The organism is Roseovarius sp. B-10 (assembly GCF_056859295.1).
In genome coordinates, this window is record NZ_JBSXOE010000033.1 from 58,345 (window position 1) to 74,771 (window position 16,427).

Below are 16,427 nucleotides of genomic sequence, written 5' to 3' on the forward strand. Positions count from 1 at the left end.
CCGTCATCCTTTCCCGTCGTCGAGGTCCGTGCGCAAGAGCAGCGCGATAGCCCCCAGTTTCAGCAGGCAGGGCAGCCCGCCATACATCAGCGCGAGCAGCCACAGCGCCTGCGCGTCGTTCTCCCCACCCGCACGAAAGCCCCCCGCCTCCAGCGCGGGCAACACCGCCACGGCGGCGAGCGCCAGCGTGAATTTCGACACAAAGGCCCAGAGGCCAAAGCCCTCGGCCCCACCCGGCGCGATGGCCGCCATGCGGCGGGCGAAAAGCGCGGGGAGCAGCGTCATGTCCGCCCCCGTGGCCGCGCCCGAGACCACGCAAATCACCGCAAAGGCCGCGAGATCGCCCGCGCCCAACGTGACCGCCCAGCCAAAGGCGACAATCGAGACGCCCATCGCCCAGAGCAGCATCCGTTTCGCACCATACCGCTCGGCCAGCGCACCCCAGAGCGGCGCGGCACAGGCGGCGCTGAGAAAGAACAACACGAGATAGGACCCCTCCCATCCCGGCGCGGCGAGGAGGCTTTCGACGAAAAACAGAAACAGCGTCGAGGTGACGGCCACCGGCGCGGCATTGACCAGCGCCACCGCCAGCAGCCTCCGGGCGCGCGCGTCGCGCAGCACGGTGCCAAAGCCGGTGGGCGCGGCGGCTCCACCGCCCTGCCATTGGCCGACCATCGCCAGCCAGGCCACCACCACCAGCGCGGCAAAGGCCAGCGCAAATCCCGCGTAGCCGCCCAGCAGCGTCGGCGCCGTCGCCGCGGCACAGATGCCCAGCAGCGCGCCGGTCTCGCGCCAGCGCGCCAGCCGCAAATGCCCCGCGCCGGGCAGCCGGTCAGCGGCAGCGACGCCCTCGGCATACATGCAGATGGTCAGAAAGCTGAACGCGCTGAACACCAGCGTCAGCATCAGCGCGAACCAGACGAGCGGCGCGACGGGCGGCGCGATGGCAAAAAGCCCCAGCATCCCGCCCGCGATCATCGCGGCGGCAACGCTCACCGCCAGCCCCCGCCAGCGCGCGCTGCGCGCCGCCAGCCAGCCAAGCGCCGGATCCTGCACCACGTCGATCAGCCGCAGCGCGAACAGGACCGTGCCCAGCGCCGCAAGCGAGACGCCATGCGCGTCGGCATAGACCTTGGGCGCGTGAATATAGACCGGCAATCCCGCCGCCGCGAGCATCCCGGCAAAAAGCGCGTAGCCAGGCAGGCGCGGGGCGGGGGCCGCACCGGACAAGGTGGCGGCGTGGCTCATCGACTGACCTCGTCGGCGGGCGGCGCGGGGCGTGCGTGAAACCGCGCCCCCTTCCACCACAGCCGCAGAGCCTGCCAATGGATCAGCGCCAGCACCCGGCGCGACCCGAACGGGCGGCGCAGCAGCGCCCCCGCCATGCCCCGCAGGCTCAGCGGGCGCACGGGGCCGGTGAGCGTGGCCACCACCCCGCCATTGCCCGCCGTCAGGTCGATCCAGATGCCGATGCGGTCGGGGCGCAGATCAAACCGGAATTCATACTCCCCCTCGACCGGCTGAAACGGCGAGACGTGGAATACCTTGCGCGCGCGCAGCCTGTCCGTGGCGGTGATCGGCGCGTGGTCGTCGCGGTGGCACAGGTAGGAATGGCGATCGCCATAGGTGTTGGTCACCTCCGCGATGATGCAGCGGGTCGCGCCGCCTTCGTCGTGGCACAGCCAGAATGCGACCGGGTTGAAGACATGGCCCAGCACCCGCGGCTGCGCCAAAAGCTCGATCCGCGCGGGCACGGGCAGACCGTGAGCGGCCAGCACCTCGCGCACCCATGCCGCGCCGCGCCCCTTGCCCGGCGGGCCACCGTGGTCGCGGTCATGCAGCGACATCACCCCCGCGCGGCCCCGCGCAAACAGGCGGGGCGCGGTCGGCGCGGCGGCCTCGGCATCCAGCAGGAGGTAATCCACCCGGTAGCGAAACGCATTCTCCACCGCGCCCTTGCGCCCATGCCATGTGTGGCCCGCGATATGGCGGACGATACTCATTCGGCGGCAATATCTGCGGCGACCGGCGCGCTATCGCGGGCGAGGATCGCGTCGGCCACGTCGAGCCCGGTGGCAAGCCCGTCCTCGTGAAAACCATGGCGCAGCCACGCACCGCAGAACCACGTATGCCGCGCACCGTTGCCCGCGCGCACGCGCTCCTGCGCGGCCAGCGCACCGAGGTCATAGACCGGGTGGCGCAGCGTCACCTGGTCATAGATCAGCTCTTCGCGGATCGGCCGCGTGGTGTTGAGCGTAACGAAATGCGGATCGTCCCCGGGGATCGGCTGCAGGCTGTTCATCCAGTAGGTCAGGTCGATCTGGCCCGCGCGCTTGGCCGGGCCCTCGGTATAGTTCCACGACGACCACACCGCCCGGCGCCGCGGCATGAGGCTCGTGTCGGCGTGCAACGTGATGTCGTTGGGCTGATAGGCGATGGCCCCGAGATTGCGGCGCTCCTCTGCGCTTGGATCGGACAGCAGCGCCAGGCTGTCGTCGGAATGGGTGGCAAATACCACCTCGTCGAACCGCTCCCACTCCGCACCCTCGGCGCGCAGCATCACCCCTTGCGCATCGCGCCGCACGCCCCGGACCGGCGTGCCGGGCCGCAGCGCAACACCTCGCGCCCGCATCGACGTCTCCAACCGGTCCACATAGGCCCGCGAGCCGCCCGCGACGGTGTACCACTGATGCTGTTCGTCATAGCCCAGCAGCCCGTGGTTCTTGAAGAAACGCACCAGCGCATGCGCCGGGAAATCGAGGACCTTCTCCACCGGGGTGGACCAGATCGCACCCGAGAACGGCGTGAGGTAATACTCGCGAAACCACCGCCCCAGCCGCATCCGGTCCATCAGCGCGCCGATGCTGAGGCTGCCATCCTCCGACACCGCCAGCGCGCGCGCGTTAAAGCGAAAGATGTCGCGCAGCATGAGCCAATGCCGCGGGTCGAGGGCGCGCGCCCCTTGGGCAAAATAGGCGCGCGCGCCCTCCAGCCCGTACTCGAACGCACCGCCACGGAACGACGCGCCAAAGCTCATGGTGCTTTCCGTCACCGGCACGTCCAGCCGGTCGAACATGGCCGTAAGCTCGGGATAGGTGGCGTAGTTGAACACGATGAAGCCGGTATCGACCGGCTGATCGCCGCGCTTGCCTGCGATCACCGTGCGCGCATGCCCTCCAAGCCGCGGCTCGCTCTCGTAGAGCGTCACCGCGTGACGACAGGCCAGCCGCTCGGCCACCCCCATGCCGGTGATCCCGGCGCCGATGACGGCGATTCTTTTCTGGGCGGGGTTCAGCATGACGGGGCGGCCCTCTTGAGCGTTGCGATGATCAAATGGTTTACGCGGCACGGCCGCCACCGGATTAGAATGCGTGCGACACGGTCGTGGAACGGTGGTCAGCCCCGCAAAGTGATCCGGCCCGGTGCGCGGCGCGTAACATTGGCATGTTCACCGAAACGCACCCCGCGACTGCCCACCGCGCCGCTCCCCCCTCGCCGCCCGCGCGCCTGCGTGCTATGTCGCTCGCTGACAGACGCAATGGAGCGGACAGCAGCGTGGTATCAAAGAACCGGATGACGAGTGGCCAGGACGCCTGGGTGACGTCCATGATCGCGGTGCGCGACGCACGTGACGAGGCGGCTTTCGCCCGCCTGTTCGGCCACTTCGCCCCGCGGGTAAAGGCGTTCCTCATGCGCTCGGGCGCCGATGCCACGCTGGCCGAGGAATGCGCGCAAGAGACGATGGCGACGCTATGGCACAAGGCGCACCTGTTCGATCCGAACCGCGCCTCGGTGGCAACGTGGATATTCACCATCGCGCGAAACCGGCGCATCGACGTGCTTCGCCGCACAAGACACCCCGAGCCCGAAGACCTGCCCTGGGGCCCCGAGCCAGAGCCCGACCAGGCCGACGCGCTGGCCCTGCAACAGGAAAGCAAGCAACTGGGCGAAGCGCTGGCCGCCCTGCCCGAGAAACAGCGCGTGCTGATCGAAAAGGCCTATTTCGGCGATCTCACCCATTCCGAGATCGCCACAGAGACCGGCCTGCCGCTCGGCACCATCAAATCCCGCATCAGACTGGCGCTCGACCGTCTGCGCCACGCAATGAAGTGACGACCATGACCATGCATGACATCAACCACCACCTGACCGACAAGCTGCTGATGGCTTATTCTGCGGGCGCATTGCCCGAAGCGTTCAGCCTGGCCGTGGCCACGCATGTCTCGATGTGCGACGACTGCCGCGCGCGGCTCGGCGCCTACGAGAGCCTTGGCGGCGCGGTCCTGGAACGGGCCGATACCGTGGCGATGGCCCCCGATAGCCTTGACGAGACAATGGCGCGCATCCGCAACGGCGCGCCCGTCGTCAACACCCCCGCGCCGCGCAGGCGCGGCGTGCTGCCCGCGCCGCTTTGCGATTACGTGGGCGGCGACCTCGCCGATGTGCGCTGGCGGTCCATCGGCATGGGGGTGAAACAGGCAATCCTGCCCACCTCGCGCGACGCCACGGCACGGCTTCTGTTCATCCCGGCGGGCGCGGCAGTGCCCGATCATGGACACCGCGGCACGGAACTGACGCTGGTGCTGCAAGGCGCCTTCGTGGACGAAACCGACCGCTACGGACCCGGCGATATCGAAATCGCGGACGAGGATCTCCACCACATGCCGGTCGCCGATATCGGGGCGGATTGCATCTGCCTCGCCGCCACCGATGCGCCGCTGCGGTTCCGCGGGATGATTCCACGTCTGGCACAGCCCTTCCTGCGCATCTGACGGTTAGCGCGCGGCCCTGTCACGGGCCCCTGTCCGGCCCCTCCTCCAGCTTCTCCAGCACCGGGCAAGGGCACGCGCGCCGCGCGCAGTTTTCCACCAGCGCCGCAAGCTCCGCCTCTATCGCACGAAGCTCTGCCATCCGTGCGCGCAGCGCCCCGAGATGCGCCTCGGCAACGGCCTGCGCATCGGGACAGTTGGCGTGGGCATCCGCGGTCAGCGCGGCGAGGCGGCGTGCATCCGTCAGGGGAAAGCCCATGTCGCGGCAGCGCCGGATGAAACCCAGCCGCCGGATATCGGCCTCGGAATAGTCGCGACGCCCGCTTGCGGTGCGTGCCGGGCGCGGCACCACGCCGCTGCGCTCGTAATATCGGATGGTCTCCACATGCACGCCGCTGCGGCGCGCGGCCTCGCCGATCGTGGACATGTGAACGTCTCCCCCTTGATTCTGTAGCGGCTACAGGATGTAGCCTGCACACCGGATTGGCCAGAGAACAACGGGCACGAGGACGATGGGCATGGCGGATTGGCGACTGGCATTCGGATTTGGGGGGACCACGATCACCGCGCTGTGCTGCGTGACGCCGCTGCTGCCGTGGGTGCTCGGGGCGCTTGGCCTGTCGGGACTGATCGGCGTTCTCTATCGCGACGCGGTGCTGTTGCCGCTGCTGGCCGGATTTCTGATCTTCACGGGGGTTACGCTATGGCGCCGCAAGAACCGCAAATGAGCCTGTCCTCGCGGCTGACCTGCCCGCGTTGCGGCGCCGCCGAGGAGCTGGAGATGCCCACCGACTCCTGCCAATGGTTCCACGAATGCAGCGCCTGCGGCGCGGTGCTGCGCCCGCAACCGGGCGATTGCTGCGTGTTCTGCTCCTACGGCACGGTGCCCTGCCCGCCTGTCCAGGCGGGCAAAGGATGCTGCGACTCATGACCCGGTGAGGATGCCCGACACCTTGAGCGCGCGCTGCACGTTGCCCTCCACCCGCAGCTTGCCGGTCACGTAGGCGGTAATCGAGTTCTGCCGAGCAAGCCGGACCCTGCGTCACGAAGGGCGAAAATCGACATTGGCCCGCGTCGCAATCCGGCGCGCGGGCAATGCCCGCCGCTTGCCAATCTGGCGGGAGGGAGGACCAACCGATGAACCGCCACTATCGCGACACCCGCAAGATCGACCCGACACGCGGCACCACGCTTGGCGACAACACCCCCAACGATGCCGACCGGATCGAGATCGGGCCGACGCGGCTCGCCTTCGACGAATGGGCGGCGGCGGGGCTGGAGCTGCCGGACTTGCAGGCGATGCGCCGCTATCGCTGGGCGCGGCTCACGCGGCACATAGTGGACCGCGATTACGCGGGCCTCCTGGTGTTCGACCCCCTCAACATCCGCTACGCCACCGACAGCACCAACATGCAGCTCTGGAACGCGCATAACCCGTTTCGCGCGCTGCTGCTCTGTGCCGATGGCCACATGGTGATGTGGGATTACAAGAACGCGCCGTTCCTGTCCTCGTTCAACCCGCTGGTGGCCGAGGTTCGCTCGGGCGCGGACCTGTTTTATTTCGACCGGGGCGACAAGGTGGACGTGGCCGCCGACCTGTTCGCGGGTGACGTCCGCACGATCTTGGCCGAACACGCCCCCGGCAACACGCGGCTCGCCGTGGACAAGCCGATGATCCACGGGCTGCGCGCGCTAGAGGCGCAAGGGCTCACCATCATGGAGGGCGAGGAGGTCACCGAAAAGGCGCGCAGCGTCAAGGGCCCCGACGAGATCCGCGCCATGCGCTGCGCGAGCCATGCCTGCGAGCGGGCCGTGCGCGCGATGGAGGATTTCGCCCGCGCCAATGTGGGCGACGGCAAGACCTGCGAGGATGACATCTGGGCCGTGCTGCACGCCGAGAACATCCGCCGCGGCGGCGAGTGGATCGAAACGCGGCTCTTGGCCTCGGGACCGCGCAGCAACCCGTGGTTCCAGGAATGCGGGCCGCGGGTATGCCAGCGAAACGAGATCATCAGCTTCGACACCGACCTGATCGGCAGCTACGGCATCTGCGTGGACATCTCGCGCAGCTGGTGGATCGGCGATCAGCGGCCGCGCCCGGACATGGTCTATGCCATGCAGCACGCGGTGGAGCATATCCGCACCAACATGGAGATGCTGAAGCCGGGCGTGAACATCCAGGACCTGAGCCGCAATACCCACGTCCTGGACGAGAAATTCCAGGCGCAGAAATACGGCTGCCTCATGCACGGGGTGGGGCTGTGCGACGAGTGGCCGCTGGTGGCCTACCCCGACAAGATGGTCGAGGGGGCCTTCGACTACGTGCTGGAACCGGGCATGGTGCTCTGCGTCGAGGCGCTGGTGGGCGAGGTTGGCGGCGATTTCTCGATCAAGCTGGAGGACCAGGTTCTCATTACCGAGGACGGCTTTGAGAACCTGACGCGCTATCCGTTCGATGCGGCGCTGATGGGCAACTGACGCCGGTCAGCGCGACCGGCGCACATTGCCGTGCCAGTCCTCGTAGGCGGGCTCGGCCCCCTCGACGTTGCGCGGTTCCGGGGTTTCACCGGAGACGATCACCGCTATCAGCATCGCCACAAGGCCAAGTGTCACTGTAAAGCGGGGAACGGGGCGGGCGCGAGAGGCCGGGGTGAGGCAGGTATCCTGGGGCATTGTGCTGTCCTTTCCTTGAGCGTGGTACGAGGATAGATAGGCCCGCGCATTCAATCACGAAAACGAATGTTTATAATGCTAATCATCAGTTTTCGTTATGTACCGTGTTCCCTTCATCAGCCCTCATTCCGCCGCCGTGCCCATCGGGATCGCCGCATCGTCACAGCCCGGATCGTAGAGCAAGGCGCGGTCGCGCCCGGCGTGCTTGGCACGGTAGAGCGCGCGGTCGGCCTGCTGGATCGCGGTATCCATGTCGCCACCGGGCGGCAGCGCCGCAACCCCGAAACTCGCCGTCAGGCGCAGGGTATGCGCGCCGTGGTAGATCGCCGAGGCACGGACCCGCGCGGCGAGCCGTTCGGCCACGGCGAGCCCCTCATCGGCACCCGCGTCGCGCAGCACGATCACGAATTCCTCGCCGCCGAACCGCGCGACGATATCGGCATGGCGGCAATTCCCGGTCAGCATGGCGGCGAACTGGCGCAGCGCCTGGTCGCCCGCGAAATGGCCGTAACGGTCGTTGAACCCCTTGAAATTGTCGATATCCGTGACGATCACCGCGCAGGCCCCCACGGTCATCGGTCCGGTGCGCTCGTAAAACGCCCTGCGCGTGTGCACGCCAGTGAGCAGGTCGTGGTTGATCGCGTGTTCCAGCCGCGTGCCGAGGCGATGCACCTCGTGCATCCGGCGGCCCACGAACCACGCGATCGGCGCGGCGAGCATCAACGCCATCGCCGACCCGGGAACGAGCGTGCGCGCCGCGAGATCGGGCGGCAGCATCCCGAAGCGCAGGCCCAGGCTGCCCAGCAAAACGATCACCGAGATCGCCACGGTGAATCGCCACACATCCCCTTTCGTGCGCACGCGCCAAGTCATCTCTCACCCTCCTGTTGCGCCCCGTTTCAACATGGCGCGATCCGGGTTAATGACGGGTGGCGGCGCGCCGGGATAATGTGGTCAATTCGATGCGAAAACCACGAAGCCTCACCATCACGTGACGACCCGCGCCCGATGCTGGAAGCCGCGGCATGGCGCGCCTAGTCTCTAGGCGACGGAATTGAAAGGGGACGGGAACATGCCCACCGAACGCTTCACCTTCGCGGGCCATGACGGCCACGAGCTTGCCGCGCGGCTTGACCTGCCCGAGGGGCCGCATCTGGCCACGGCCCTCTTCGCGCATTGCTTTACCTGCTCCAAGGACATTCCCGCCGCGCGCCGCATCGCGGCCCGGCTGGCCGGTGCCGGCATCGCCGTGCTGCGTTTCGATTTCACCGGGCTGGGCCATTCGGGTGGCGAATTCGAGAACACGTCATTTGCCTCGAACGTGGCCGATCTCGAACTCGCAGCGGCGGCGCTGGCCGCGCGCGGCATGGCGCCGGGGCTGATGATCGGGCACAGCCTTGGCGGCGCGGCGGTGCTGGCAGCGGCGGGCGCTATCGACAGCGTGCGCGCGGTCGTCACCATCGGCGCGCCGTTCGATCCCGGCCACGTCACCCATAATTTCGCCGGCGCGCTGGACCGGATCGAGGCCGAGGGCGCGGCCGAGGTCACGCTTGGCGGGCGGGCGATCCGCATCGGGCAGGGCTTTGTCGAGGACGTGCGCGCCGAACGGCTGGCCCCCAGGATCGAAGGTCTGGGCCGTGCGCTGCTGGTGATGCACGCGCCGCGCGACGCGGCGGTGGGGATCGAGAACGCCGCCGAAATCTTCAAGGTGGCAAAGCACCCCAAGAGCTTTGTCACCCTCGACGGGGCCAATCACTTGGTGACCGATCCGGCGGATGCCGAATACGCCGCAGAGGTGATCGCCGCGTGGGCCGCGCGATACCTCGACCTGCGCACCCCCGCCCCGCCGCCGGGCGCGCCCGAGGGCGTCGTGCGGGTGAGCGAGGCGGACCCGGACGGCTTTCTTCAGGATGTGAACGCCGGGCCCCGACACCACATGCTCGCAGACGAGCCCGAGGCCTATGGCGGCACCGATCGCGGCATGTCACCCTATGGTTTTCTCGCCGCCGGTCTCGGGGCCTGCACCTCGATGACCATCCGCATGTATGCCCGCCGCAAGCGCTGGCCACTCGACCATGTCAGCGTCGATGTCTGCCACGACAAGGTCCACGCGCAGGACGCCGACAGCCGCGGCACGGCCAAGGCCGACCGCTTCCTGCGGGTGATCCGGCTGAAGGGCGACCTCGACGAGGATCAGCGCGCGCGCCTGATGGAAATTGCCGACCGCTGTCCGGTGCACCGCACGCTGGAAAAGAGCGCGGTGGTGGAGACGCGGGCGGGATAGACGGCGGGTGCGACGGGCGCAAGACGCACGATCTCGCATCCGGCGACGGCCGCGCCATTGCGAAACCGGCGGTCCTGCTGCAAGGCTGTGGACAGTTCATTCGTACAGACGGAGATCCAAATGCAGGACATCCTTTCATCTCTGGGCGGCTATGCCCCGCTCGTGATCGCCGCGGCCAAGGCGCTGGCGGTCCTTGTGGTGGGCTGGATCGTCGCCGGGGCGGTCAGCGCGACGGTGCGCCGCCGCGTCACCGCCAGCCCCCGCATCGACAAGACCATCGGCAATTTCGCCGCCGCCACCGTGAAATGGGTGATCCTGATCATGGTGCTCATCGCGGTGCTGGGCATCTTCGGCATCGAGGCCACCAGCCTCGTCGCGGTTCTGGGCGCGGCGACCCTCGCCATCGGCCTCGCGCTCCAGGGCACACTGAGCGACCTGGCGGCAGGGTTCATGCTGATCCTGTTCCGCCCCTACAAGCTGGGCCAATACGTCGATATCGGCGGCACCTCCGGCACGGTGGTCGATCTCAACCTTTTCATCACAGAGCTTTCGACACCCGACAACGTGCAGATCATCGTGCCCAACGGACAGGCGTGGGGGGCGATCATCACCAATTACTCGCACCACGCCACGCGGCGCTGCGATCTCGGCTTCGGCATCGACTACGGCGACGACGCGGATCGCGCGATCGGGATCATCCTCGAACTCGCGCGCGCCGACGGGCGCGTGCATGACGATCCCGAGCCATGGGCGCGGGTGGTGAACCTCGGCGACAGCAGCGTCGATATCGGCGTGCGGCTGTGGTGCGACGCCGCCGATTACTGGGATCTGAAATTCCACATGACCAAGGCGGTCAAGGAGGCGTTCGACGCGGGCGGCATCTCGATCCCCTATCCGCACCAGGTGAACGTGGAAAAGGCAGGGTAACGCGGGGTGGGCCTGACCGCCGCGCTTCACCTTGACTCGCCCGCACGCCCGGCGTAAACGCCCCCAATCCCCGGAGGCTTGCCGCTTCCGGTCCCTTGGGCTGAATGCCCGGGATCGCCCCCCGTCAGCGCATTGCGCCCACGGGGGCATTTATCGTTTGAGACGTCACCCCTATCTCGGGTGACAGACATGCAACCGGCGCGAAGGAGCGCGAGCGATGTTCGAAAACCTGTCCGAGCGCCTCTCCGGCGTCCTCGACCGGCTCACCCGGCAGGGGTCGCTCTCCGAAGACGACGTCAAGACCGCCCTGCGCGAGGTGCGCGTCGCCCTGCTCGAGGCCGACGTCTCGCTACCGGTGGCACGCGACTTCATCAAACGGGTTGAGAAAGAGGCCACCGGCCAGGCGGTCACCAAATCCGTCACTCCCGGCCAGCAGGTCGTCAAGATCGTCCACGACGCGCTCATCGACACGCTGCGCGGCGAGGGCGATCCCGGCGCCCTCAAGATCGACAACCCGCCCGCGCCGATCCTGATGGTCGGCCTTCAGGGCTCGGGCAAGACCACCACCACCGCCAAGCTCGCCAAGCGCCTGACAGAGCGCGACGGCAAGCGCGTGCTGATGGCGTCGCTCGACACCAACCGCCCCGCCGCGATGGAACAGCTCGCCATTCTGGGCAAACAGATCGGCGTCGATACCCTGCCCATCGTCAAGGGCGAAGACCCCGTCGCCATCGCCAAACGCGCCAAGACCCAAGCCTCCTTGGGCGGCTACGACGTCTACATGCTGGATACGGCAGGCCGCCTCCACATCGACGCCGAACTCATCGCGCAGGCGGCGGCGGTGCGCGACGTGGCAAACCCGCGCGAGACGCTCCTCGTGGTCGATGGCCTCACCGGTCAGGATGCCGTCAACGTCGCCACCGAGTTCGACGACAAGATCGGCGTGACCGGCGTCGTCCTCACCCGGATGGACGGTGACGGGCGCGGCGGTGCCGCCCTCTCCATGCGCGCCATCACCGGCAAGCCCATCCGCTTCGTCGGCCTGGGCGAGAAGATGGACGCCATCGAGACGTTCGAGGCCGAGCGCATCGCCGGCCGCATCCTCGGCATGGGCGACATCGTCAGCCTCGTGGAAAAGGCGCAGGAAACGCTCGAGGCCGAACAGGCCGAGCGCATGATGCGCCGGATGCAAAAGGGTCAGTTCAACATGAACGACCTGCGCAGCCAGCTCGAACAGATGCAGAAGATGGGCGGCATGGAAGGGCTGATGGGCATGATGCCCGGCATGGGCAAGATGGCCAAGCAGGTGCAGGAATCCGGCTTCGACGACAAGATGATCACCCGCCAAATCGCCCTCATCCAGTCGATGACGAAAAAGGAACGCGCCAACCCCGCCCTGTTGCAGGCCAGCCGCAAGAAACGCATCGCCGCGGGCGCCGGGCAAGAGGTGTCGGACCTCAACAAGCTGCTGAAAATGCACCGCCAGATGGCCGACATGATGAAGAAACTCGGCAAGAAGGGCGGCAAGGGCATGCTCAAGCAGGCGCTTGGCGGCATGATGGGCAAGGGCGGCGGCATGCCCGACATGAACGACCCCAAGGCGATGGAAGAAGCCGCCCGCGCCATGGGCGGCAAACTGCCCGGCGGCATGGGCGGCATGGGCGGCGGCATGGGCCTGCCCCCCGGCCTCTCGGGTTTCGGCAAGAAGAAATAGCCCCATGACTTCATCTTGCCAAAAATATCCAGATTCAACGGGGGCCCGCCCATGACCCTCACCAACGCCCCCGTGCTCGACACGCCCCGCCTGATCCTGCGCGGGCCGGAACCGCGCGACATCGAGCCGATGATCGCCTTCCTGCTCGATCAGGAGCGCGCAGCGGGCTTCGGCGCGTCCCCCAACCGCGGCGACGCATGGCGCTGGTTCGCGCTCAACGTGGGCCACTGGCACATCCACGGCCACGGCTATTTCACGATAGAGGACCGCGAGACCGGCCAGCCCGCCGGCATCACCGGCATCTGGTATCCCGAAGGCTGGCCCGAACCGGAACTGGGCTGGGTGGTGTTCGACGGGTTCGAGGGGCGCGGCATCGCCTACGAGGCCGCCGAACGCGCGCGCCGTTATGCCTACGAGGATCTCGGCCTGACCACGCTCACCTCCAATATCGTGCCCGGCAACACCCGCTCCATCGCGCTGGCCGAACGCCTCGGCGCATGGTTCGAGCGCGAATACGAAAACATCCACATGGGCCACGATTACCTCTATCGCCACCCCGGCCCCGACGCCGCCTTGGGCCGCGACGACGATGGCTCGGTCGAGGCTTACGCATGACCAACTATCCCGACATCCCGGTGATCGAGACCCGCCGTCTCGTGCTGCGCGGGCCAGAGGTGGGCGATTACCCCGATTTCAAGGCGACCTTCGCCTCCTACCGCTCGCGATTCATGGGCGGGCCTCTCAACGGCTACGAGGCGTGGATGCTCTACGCCGCCGAGATCGGCCACTGGGCGATCCGCGGCTTCGGCATGTGGATGATCCACGACAAGGCAACCGACGAGACCCTCGGCATGACCGGCGGCTGGTTCCCCGCGAAATGGCCCGAGCGCGAGATCGCCTGGATCATCTGGCCCGACAAGGCCGGGCGCGGCTACGCGCTCGAGGCCACCCACGCCGTGCGCCGCCATTTCTACGAACATCAGGGCTGGGACGGCGCGGTGAGCTATATCGACCCCAAGAACCTCGACTCGATCCGCCTCGCCGAGCGTTTGGGCTGCACCAAGGACCACGACGCCGCGACCATCGACGGCTCCGACGCGGTCTATCGCCACCCCGCCCCCGGTGCCGCCGCATCGGGGCAGATCCGCGACGGCATCGAACTGGAAATCAACCATTACTGCGACCCGCTGTTCAAACCGAGGGGGATGCCCGTTGACTGATCCTTGCCCCACCGTCCGCCGCACAGGCCGAACCGTGCGGTTCGGCGCGCGAACCGTGCGGTTCGCCTTGCATGGAGGCCGTGATGCCTGACGCCACGACCACCCGCGCCGCCGAGCTTCTGGCCGAGCACCGCGAGAGCATCGACCGCCTCGACGCGATCCTTGTCTTCACCCTCGCCGAGCGGTTCAAACACACCCAAGCCGTGGGCCGGCTCAAGGCCGCGCACGACCTTCCCCCGTCCGATCCCGCGCGCGAAGCCGCACAGATCGAACGGCTCGAAGAGCTGGCAAACGCCGCTGATCTCGACCCGGAATTCGCCCGCGAATTCCTCAACTTCATCATCGCCGAGGTGATCCGTCATCACCGAAAGCAGCAATCGTAAGGTGGGATTACACCTCACCAAACCCCTGCCATTAAAGGAGAAATAAAAATGGCCATGAAAATCCGCCTTGCCCGTGGTGGCTCCAAGAAACGCCCCTTCTACCGCATCGTCGCGGCCGACAGCCGCATGCCGCGCGACGGCCGGTTCATCGAGAAGCTGGGCACCTACAACCCGCTCCTGCCCAAGGACAGCGAGGATCGCGTCAAGATGGATGTCGAGCGCATCCAGCACTGGCTCGACAAGGGCGCGCAGCCCACGGACCGCATCGCCCGCATGCTCGAAGCCGCCGGCGTCCGCGAAAAGGCCGAACGCGCCAACATGAAAAAGGCCCAGCCCGGCAAGAAGGCCCAGGAACGCGCTGCCGAGAAGGCCGAGAAAGCCGCCGCCGCCGCCGAGGCACCGGCGGAAGAGTAAGATATGTAAGGCACTGGAATGTCAGAGTTTTCCATCGACTTCCAGGCCGATCTGCTGCGGCTGATGCGTTGGCGGCGCGACGTGCGCCGCTTTCGCACCGGCCCGGTGGACGAGGCGATCCTGCGCGATTGCCTCGCCACCTTCACCCTCGCGCCCTCGGTGGGGTTGAGCGAGCCGTGGCGCGTGATCCGCGTGCAATCCGACGCCGCCCGCGCCGCCGCGCTGGCGAACTTCACCGCCGCCAACGCAACCGCGCTCGACGGCTACGCGGGGGAAAAGGCACGCCTTTACAGCGGCTTGAAACTTTCGGGCATGCAGGAAGCCCCTGTGCAGCTCGCCGTTTTCTGCGACGAGGGCACGGACAAGGGCGCCGGACTCGGGGCGCAGACCATGCCCGAAGCGCGCCGCTATTCGGTGGTGGGCGCGATCACGCAATTCTGGCTCGCCGCCCGTGCTCGCGGTCTCGGCCTTGGCTGGGTGTCGATCCTCGACCCCGATCGCCTTGCCCAAGACCTTGATATTCCACAAGATTGGCGCCTCGTCGCCTATCTCTGCATCGGCTGGCCCGAGACCGACAGCGACACCGCCGAGCTCGAGCTTGCCGGATGGGAAGACCGCCGTCAGGATGTCCCGGTGGAGTCACGATGATGCCCCGCAACGAAAGGGTCCATCCATGAGCGACAAGGTCTGCGTCGGCGCCATAGCCGGGGGGTTCGGTGTCCATGGCGAGGTGCGGCTCAAGAGCTTCACCGCCCAAGCCGACGACATCGCCGCCTATGGCGCGCTCACCACGGAGGACGGCGCGCAAAGCTTCGAGGTCACGCTGACCGGACAGACGTCGGGTGCGCTCACCGCGCGGCTGTCGGGCGTCAGGACGCGGGATGAGGCCGAACACTTGCGCGGCACGCGCCTCTACGTGCCGCGCGAGCGCCTGCCGGACCTGCCCGAGGACGAATTCTATCACGCTGATCTCATTGGACTTTCCGTTCATGACAGCGGTGGTGCGCTGCTGGGCCGCGTGCGCGCGGTGCTCAACCACGGGGCCTCGGACCTGCTCGAGATCGAGGTGCCGGGCGAGAGCCGCACCGTGCTTCTGCCCTTCACCCGCGACGCGGTGCCGACCGTCGATCTCGCCGCTGGCCGGATCGTTGCCGACCCTCCCGAGGGGATATTCTGATCGCCATGACCGACACCCCCCGATCCCACGGTCGCAAGAGCATCCGCCCCTCGGCGCAACCCCGCGACCTGATCACGCCTGCCCCGACGCTTGCCGGGGTGTGGACCGCGCGCGTCATCACCCTGCTACCGCAGGCTTTTCCCGGCATCCTCGGCGAGAGCCTGACCGGCCGCGCGCTGCGTGAGGGGCTTTGGTCGCTCGATACCATCGACCTGCGCGACTTCGGCGAAGGGCATCACCGCAACGTCGATGACACCCCCGCAGGCGGCGGCGCGGGCATGGTGCTGCGCGCCGACGTGATGGGCCGCGCCATCGACACGGCACAGGCCGGCACGCCGCCCGACCAGCCCCTGATCTATCTCAGCCCCCGCGGAGCCCCGCTCACGCAGGCCCGCGCGCGCAGGCTCGCGGCAGGCCCCGGCGTCACGCTCATCTGCGGGCGATTCGAGGGGCTGGATCAACGGGTTATCGACCATTACGACATCGAGGAAATCAGCCTTGGCGATTTTGTCATGACCGGCGGAGAGATCGCCGCGCAGGCGGTGATTGACGCCTGCGTGCGGCTTTTGCCCGGCGTTCTCGGCAACGAGGCATCGACCGAGGAAGAGAGCTTTTCCGAGGGGCTTCTGGAACACCCCCACTACACCCGCCCCGCCGAATGGCGGGGGCACCCCATCCCCGAGGTGCTCACCTCGGGCGATCACGGCCGCGTGGCCCGCTGGCGGTGCGAGATGTCCGAGCGCCTCACCGCCGAACGCCGGCCCGACCTGTGGCAAGCACATCTTTCCCCGCGCGCGGATGAAAGCGACTGACTTGCGGCACCGGGCGCGACCGGGCTAGGTCAGGTCTGACACGCAGGAACAGGA

General features: G+C 67.6%; 22 protein-coding genes. 15 read left to right on the plus strand and 7 right to left on the minus strand.

What is annotated here, in order from left to right; translation table 11 throughout:
• Window positions 1-3: 3 nt before the first annotated feature.
• Genes AC13D8_RS10790 through AC13D8_RS10800 form a run of 3 tightly spaced genes read right to left on the minus strand, consistent with a single transcriptional unit; the run spans window position 4 to window position 3,298 of the window.
• Complete coding sequence (locus tag AC13D8_RS10790; RefSeq protein ID WP_482968840.1) at window positions 4-1,248, minus strand: MFS transporter; 1,245 nt, start codon at window positions 1,246-1,248, stop codon at window positions 4-6.
• On the minus strand, window positions 1,245-2,003 hold the full coding sequence (locus AC13D8_RS10795; RefSeq protein WP_482968841.1) for a DUF1365 domain-containing protein: 759 nt from the start codon (window positions 2,001-2,003) through the stop codon (window positions 1,245-1,247). Before AC13D8_RS10795 ends, AC13D8_RS10790 begins: the two co-directional genes overlap by 4 nt.
• Window positions 2,000-3,298 carry an NAD(P)/FAD-dependent oxidoreductase gene (locus AC13D8_RS10800; RefSeq protein ID WP_482968842.1) on the minus strand — a complete coding sequence of 433 codons (1,299 nt, stop codon included), beginning with the start codon at window positions 3,296-3,298 and terminating at the stop codon, window positions 2,000-2,002. Before AC13D8_RS10800 ends, AC13D8_RS10795 begins: the two co-directional genes overlap by 4 nt.
• 275 nt (window positions 3,299-3,573) lie before the next feature.
• Here AC13D8_RS10800 and AC13D8_RS10805 point away from each other — a divergent pair, with 275 nt between their 5' ends.
• Window positions 3,574-4,113 carry a sigma-70 family RNA polymerase sigma factor gene (locus AC13D8_RS10805; RefSeq protein WP_482968843.1) on the plus strand — a complete coding sequence of 180 codons (540 nt, stop codon included), beginning with the start codon at window positions 3,574-3,576 and terminating at the stop codon, window positions 4,111-4,113.
• Between the two features lie 5 nt (window positions 4,114-4,118).
• Window positions 4,119-4,772, plus strand: coding sequence for a ChrR family anti-sigma-E factor (locus AC13D8_RS10810; protein ID WP_482968844.1), 654 nt, complete (start codon window positions 4,119-4,121; stop codon window positions 4,770-4,772).
• Window positions 4,773-4,791: 19 nt separating this feature from the next.
• On the opposite strand, the gene AC13D8_RS10815 is transcribed toward AC13D8_RS10810, so the two are convergent.
• Window positions 4,792-5,196 (minus strand): MerR family transcriptional regulator, encoded by a 405-nt coding sequence (locus tag AC13D8_RS10815; protein ID WP_482968845.1) that lies wholly within the window; start codon window positions 5,194-5,196, stop codon window positions 4,792-4,794.
• A 91-nt stretch (window positions 5,197-5,287) separates the two neighbouring features.
• On the opposite strand from AC13D8_RS10815, the gene merF reads away from it, so the two are divergent.
• Both merF and AC13D8_RS10825 read left to right on the plus strand, forming a co-directional pair.
• Window positions 5,288-5,497, plus strand: coding sequence for a mercury resistance system transport protein MerF (gene merF / locus AC13D8_RS10820; RefSeq protein ID WP_104020104.1), 210 nt, complete (start codon window positions 5,288-5,290; stop codon window positions 5,495-5,497).
• Window positions 5,494-5,700 carry a GDCCVxC domain-containing (seleno)protein gene (locus tag AC13D8_RS10825; protein WP_482968846.1) on the plus strand — a complete coding sequence of 69 codons (207 nt, stop codon included), beginning with the start codon at window positions 5,494-5,496 and terminating at the stop codon, window positions 5,698-5,700. The genes merF and AC13D8_RS10825 overlap by 4 nt, the downstream gene beginning before the upstream one ends.
• On the opposite strand, the gene AC13D8_RS10830 is transcribed toward AC13D8_RS10825, so the two are convergent.
• Window positions 5,695-5,781 carry a hypothetical protein gene (locus AC13D8_RS10830; RefSeq protein ID WP_482968895.1) on the minus strand — a complete coding sequence of 29 codons (87 nt, stop codon included), beginning with the start codon at window positions 5,779-5,781 and terminating at the stop codon, window positions 5,695-5,697. The genes AC13D8_RS10825 and AC13D8_RS10830 overlap by 6 nt on opposite strands.
• Window positions 5,782-5,906: 125 nt before the next feature.
• Between AC13D8_RS10830 and dddP the strand changes: the two genes are divergently transcribed.
• The gene (dddP, locus tag AC13D8_RS10835; RefSeq protein WP_482968847.1) at window positions 5,907-7,247 is read left to right on the plus strand and encodes a dimethylsulfonioproprionate lyase DddP; all 1,341 of its coding nucleotides are present in this window, start codon (window positions 5,907-5,909) and stop codon (window positions 7,245-7,247) included.
• 6 nt (window positions 7,248-7,253) lie between these two features.
• Here the strand turns inward: dddP and AC13D8_RS10840 are convergent, their stop codons facing one another.
• Together AC13D8_RS10840 and AC13D8_RS10845 are read right to left on the minus strand one after the other, a co-directional pair.
• A complete protein-coding gene (locus AC13D8_RS10840; protein ID WP_482968848.1) occupies window positions 7,254-7,442 on the minus strand; it encodes a hypothetical protein in 189 nt (62 codons plus the stop codon).
• Between the two features lie 123 nt (window positions 7,443-7,565).
• The gene (locus AC13D8_RS10845; protein ID WP_482968849.1) at window positions 7,566-8,315 is read right to left on the minus strand and encodes a GGDEF domain-containing protein; all 750 of its coding nucleotides are present in this window, start codon (window positions 8,313-8,315) and stop codon (window positions 7,566-7,568) included.
• 199 nt (window positions 8,316-8,514) lie between these two features.
• Here AC13D8_RS10845 and AC13D8_RS10850 point away from each other — a divergent pair, with 199 nt between their 5' ends.
• From AC13D8_RS10850 to trmD, 10 genes are all read left to right on the plus strand, one after another.
• A complete protein-coding gene (locus AC13D8_RS10850; RefSeq protein WP_482968850.1) occupies window positions 8,515-9,726 on the plus strand; it encodes a bifunctional alpha/beta hydrolase/OsmC family protein in 1,212 nt (403 codons plus the stop codon).
• Window positions 9,727-9,846: 120 nt separating this feature from the next.
• The gene (locus AC13D8_RS10855) at window positions 9,847-10,653 is read left to right on the plus strand and encodes a mechanosensitive ion channel family protein (protein ID WP_482968851.1); all 807 of its coding nucleotides are present in this window, start codon (window positions 9,847-9,849) and stop codon (window positions 10,651-10,653) included.
• A gap of 217 nt (window positions 10,654-10,870) precedes the next feature.
• Complete coding sequence (ffh, locus tag AC13D8_RS10860) at window positions 10,871-12,367, plus strand: signal recognition particle protein (protein ID WP_104020094.1); 1,497 nt, start codon at window positions 10,871-10,873, stop codon at window positions 12,365-12,367.
• A gap of 51 nt (window positions 12,368-12,418) precedes the next feature.
• Window positions 12,419-12,982, plus strand: coding sequence for a GNAT family N-acetyltransferase (locus AC13D8_RS10865; protein ID WP_482968852.1), 564 nt, complete (start codon window positions 12,419-12,421; stop codon window positions 12,980-12,982).
• Window positions 12,979-13,587 (plus strand): GNAT family N-acetyltransferase, encoded by a 609-nt coding sequence (locus AC13D8_RS10870; protein WP_482968853.1) that lies wholly within the window; start codon window positions 12,979-12,981, stop codon window positions 13,585-13,587. The genes AC13D8_RS10865 and AC13D8_RS10870 overlap by 4 nt, the downstream gene beginning before the upstream one ends.
• Before the next feature lie 83 nt (window positions 13,588-13,670).
• Window positions 13,671-13,970 (plus strand): chorismate mutase, encoded by a 300-nt coding sequence (locus AC13D8_RS10875; protein WP_104020091.1) that lies wholly within the window; start codon window positions 13,671-13,673, stop codon window positions 13,968-13,970.
• Window positions 13,971-14,018: 48 nt separating this feature from the next.
• Window positions 14,019-14,384, plus strand: a complete 366-nt coding sequence (gene rpsP, locus AC13D8_RS10880; protein WP_104020090.1) for a 30S ribosomal protein S16 — start codon at window positions 14,019-14,021, stop codon at window positions 14,382-14,384.
• An 18-nt stretch (window positions 14,385-14,402) separates the two neighbouring features.
• Window positions 14,403-15,032 (plus strand): 5,6-dimethylbenzimidazole synthase, encoded by a 630-nt coding sequence (gene bluB / locus AC13D8_RS10885; protein WP_482968854.1) that lies wholly within the window; start codon window positions 14,403-14,405, stop codon window positions 15,030-15,032.
• A 25-nt stretch (window positions 15,033-15,057) separates the two neighbouring features.
• A complete protein-coding gene (gene rimM, locus AC13D8_RS10890) occupies window positions 15,058-15,561 on the plus strand; it encodes a ribosome maturation factor RimM (protein ID WP_482968855.1) in 504 nt (167 codons plus the stop codon).
• A gap of 5 nt (window positions 15,562-15,566) precedes the next feature.
• Window positions 15,567-16,373 (plus strand): tRNA (guanosine(37)-N1)-methyltransferase TrmD, encoded by an 807-nt coding sequence (trmD, locus tag AC13D8_RS10895; RefSeq protein WP_482968856.1) that lies wholly within the window; start codon window positions 15,567-15,569, stop codon window positions 16,371-16,373.
• Window positions 16,374-16,427: the final 54 nt, after the last annotated feature.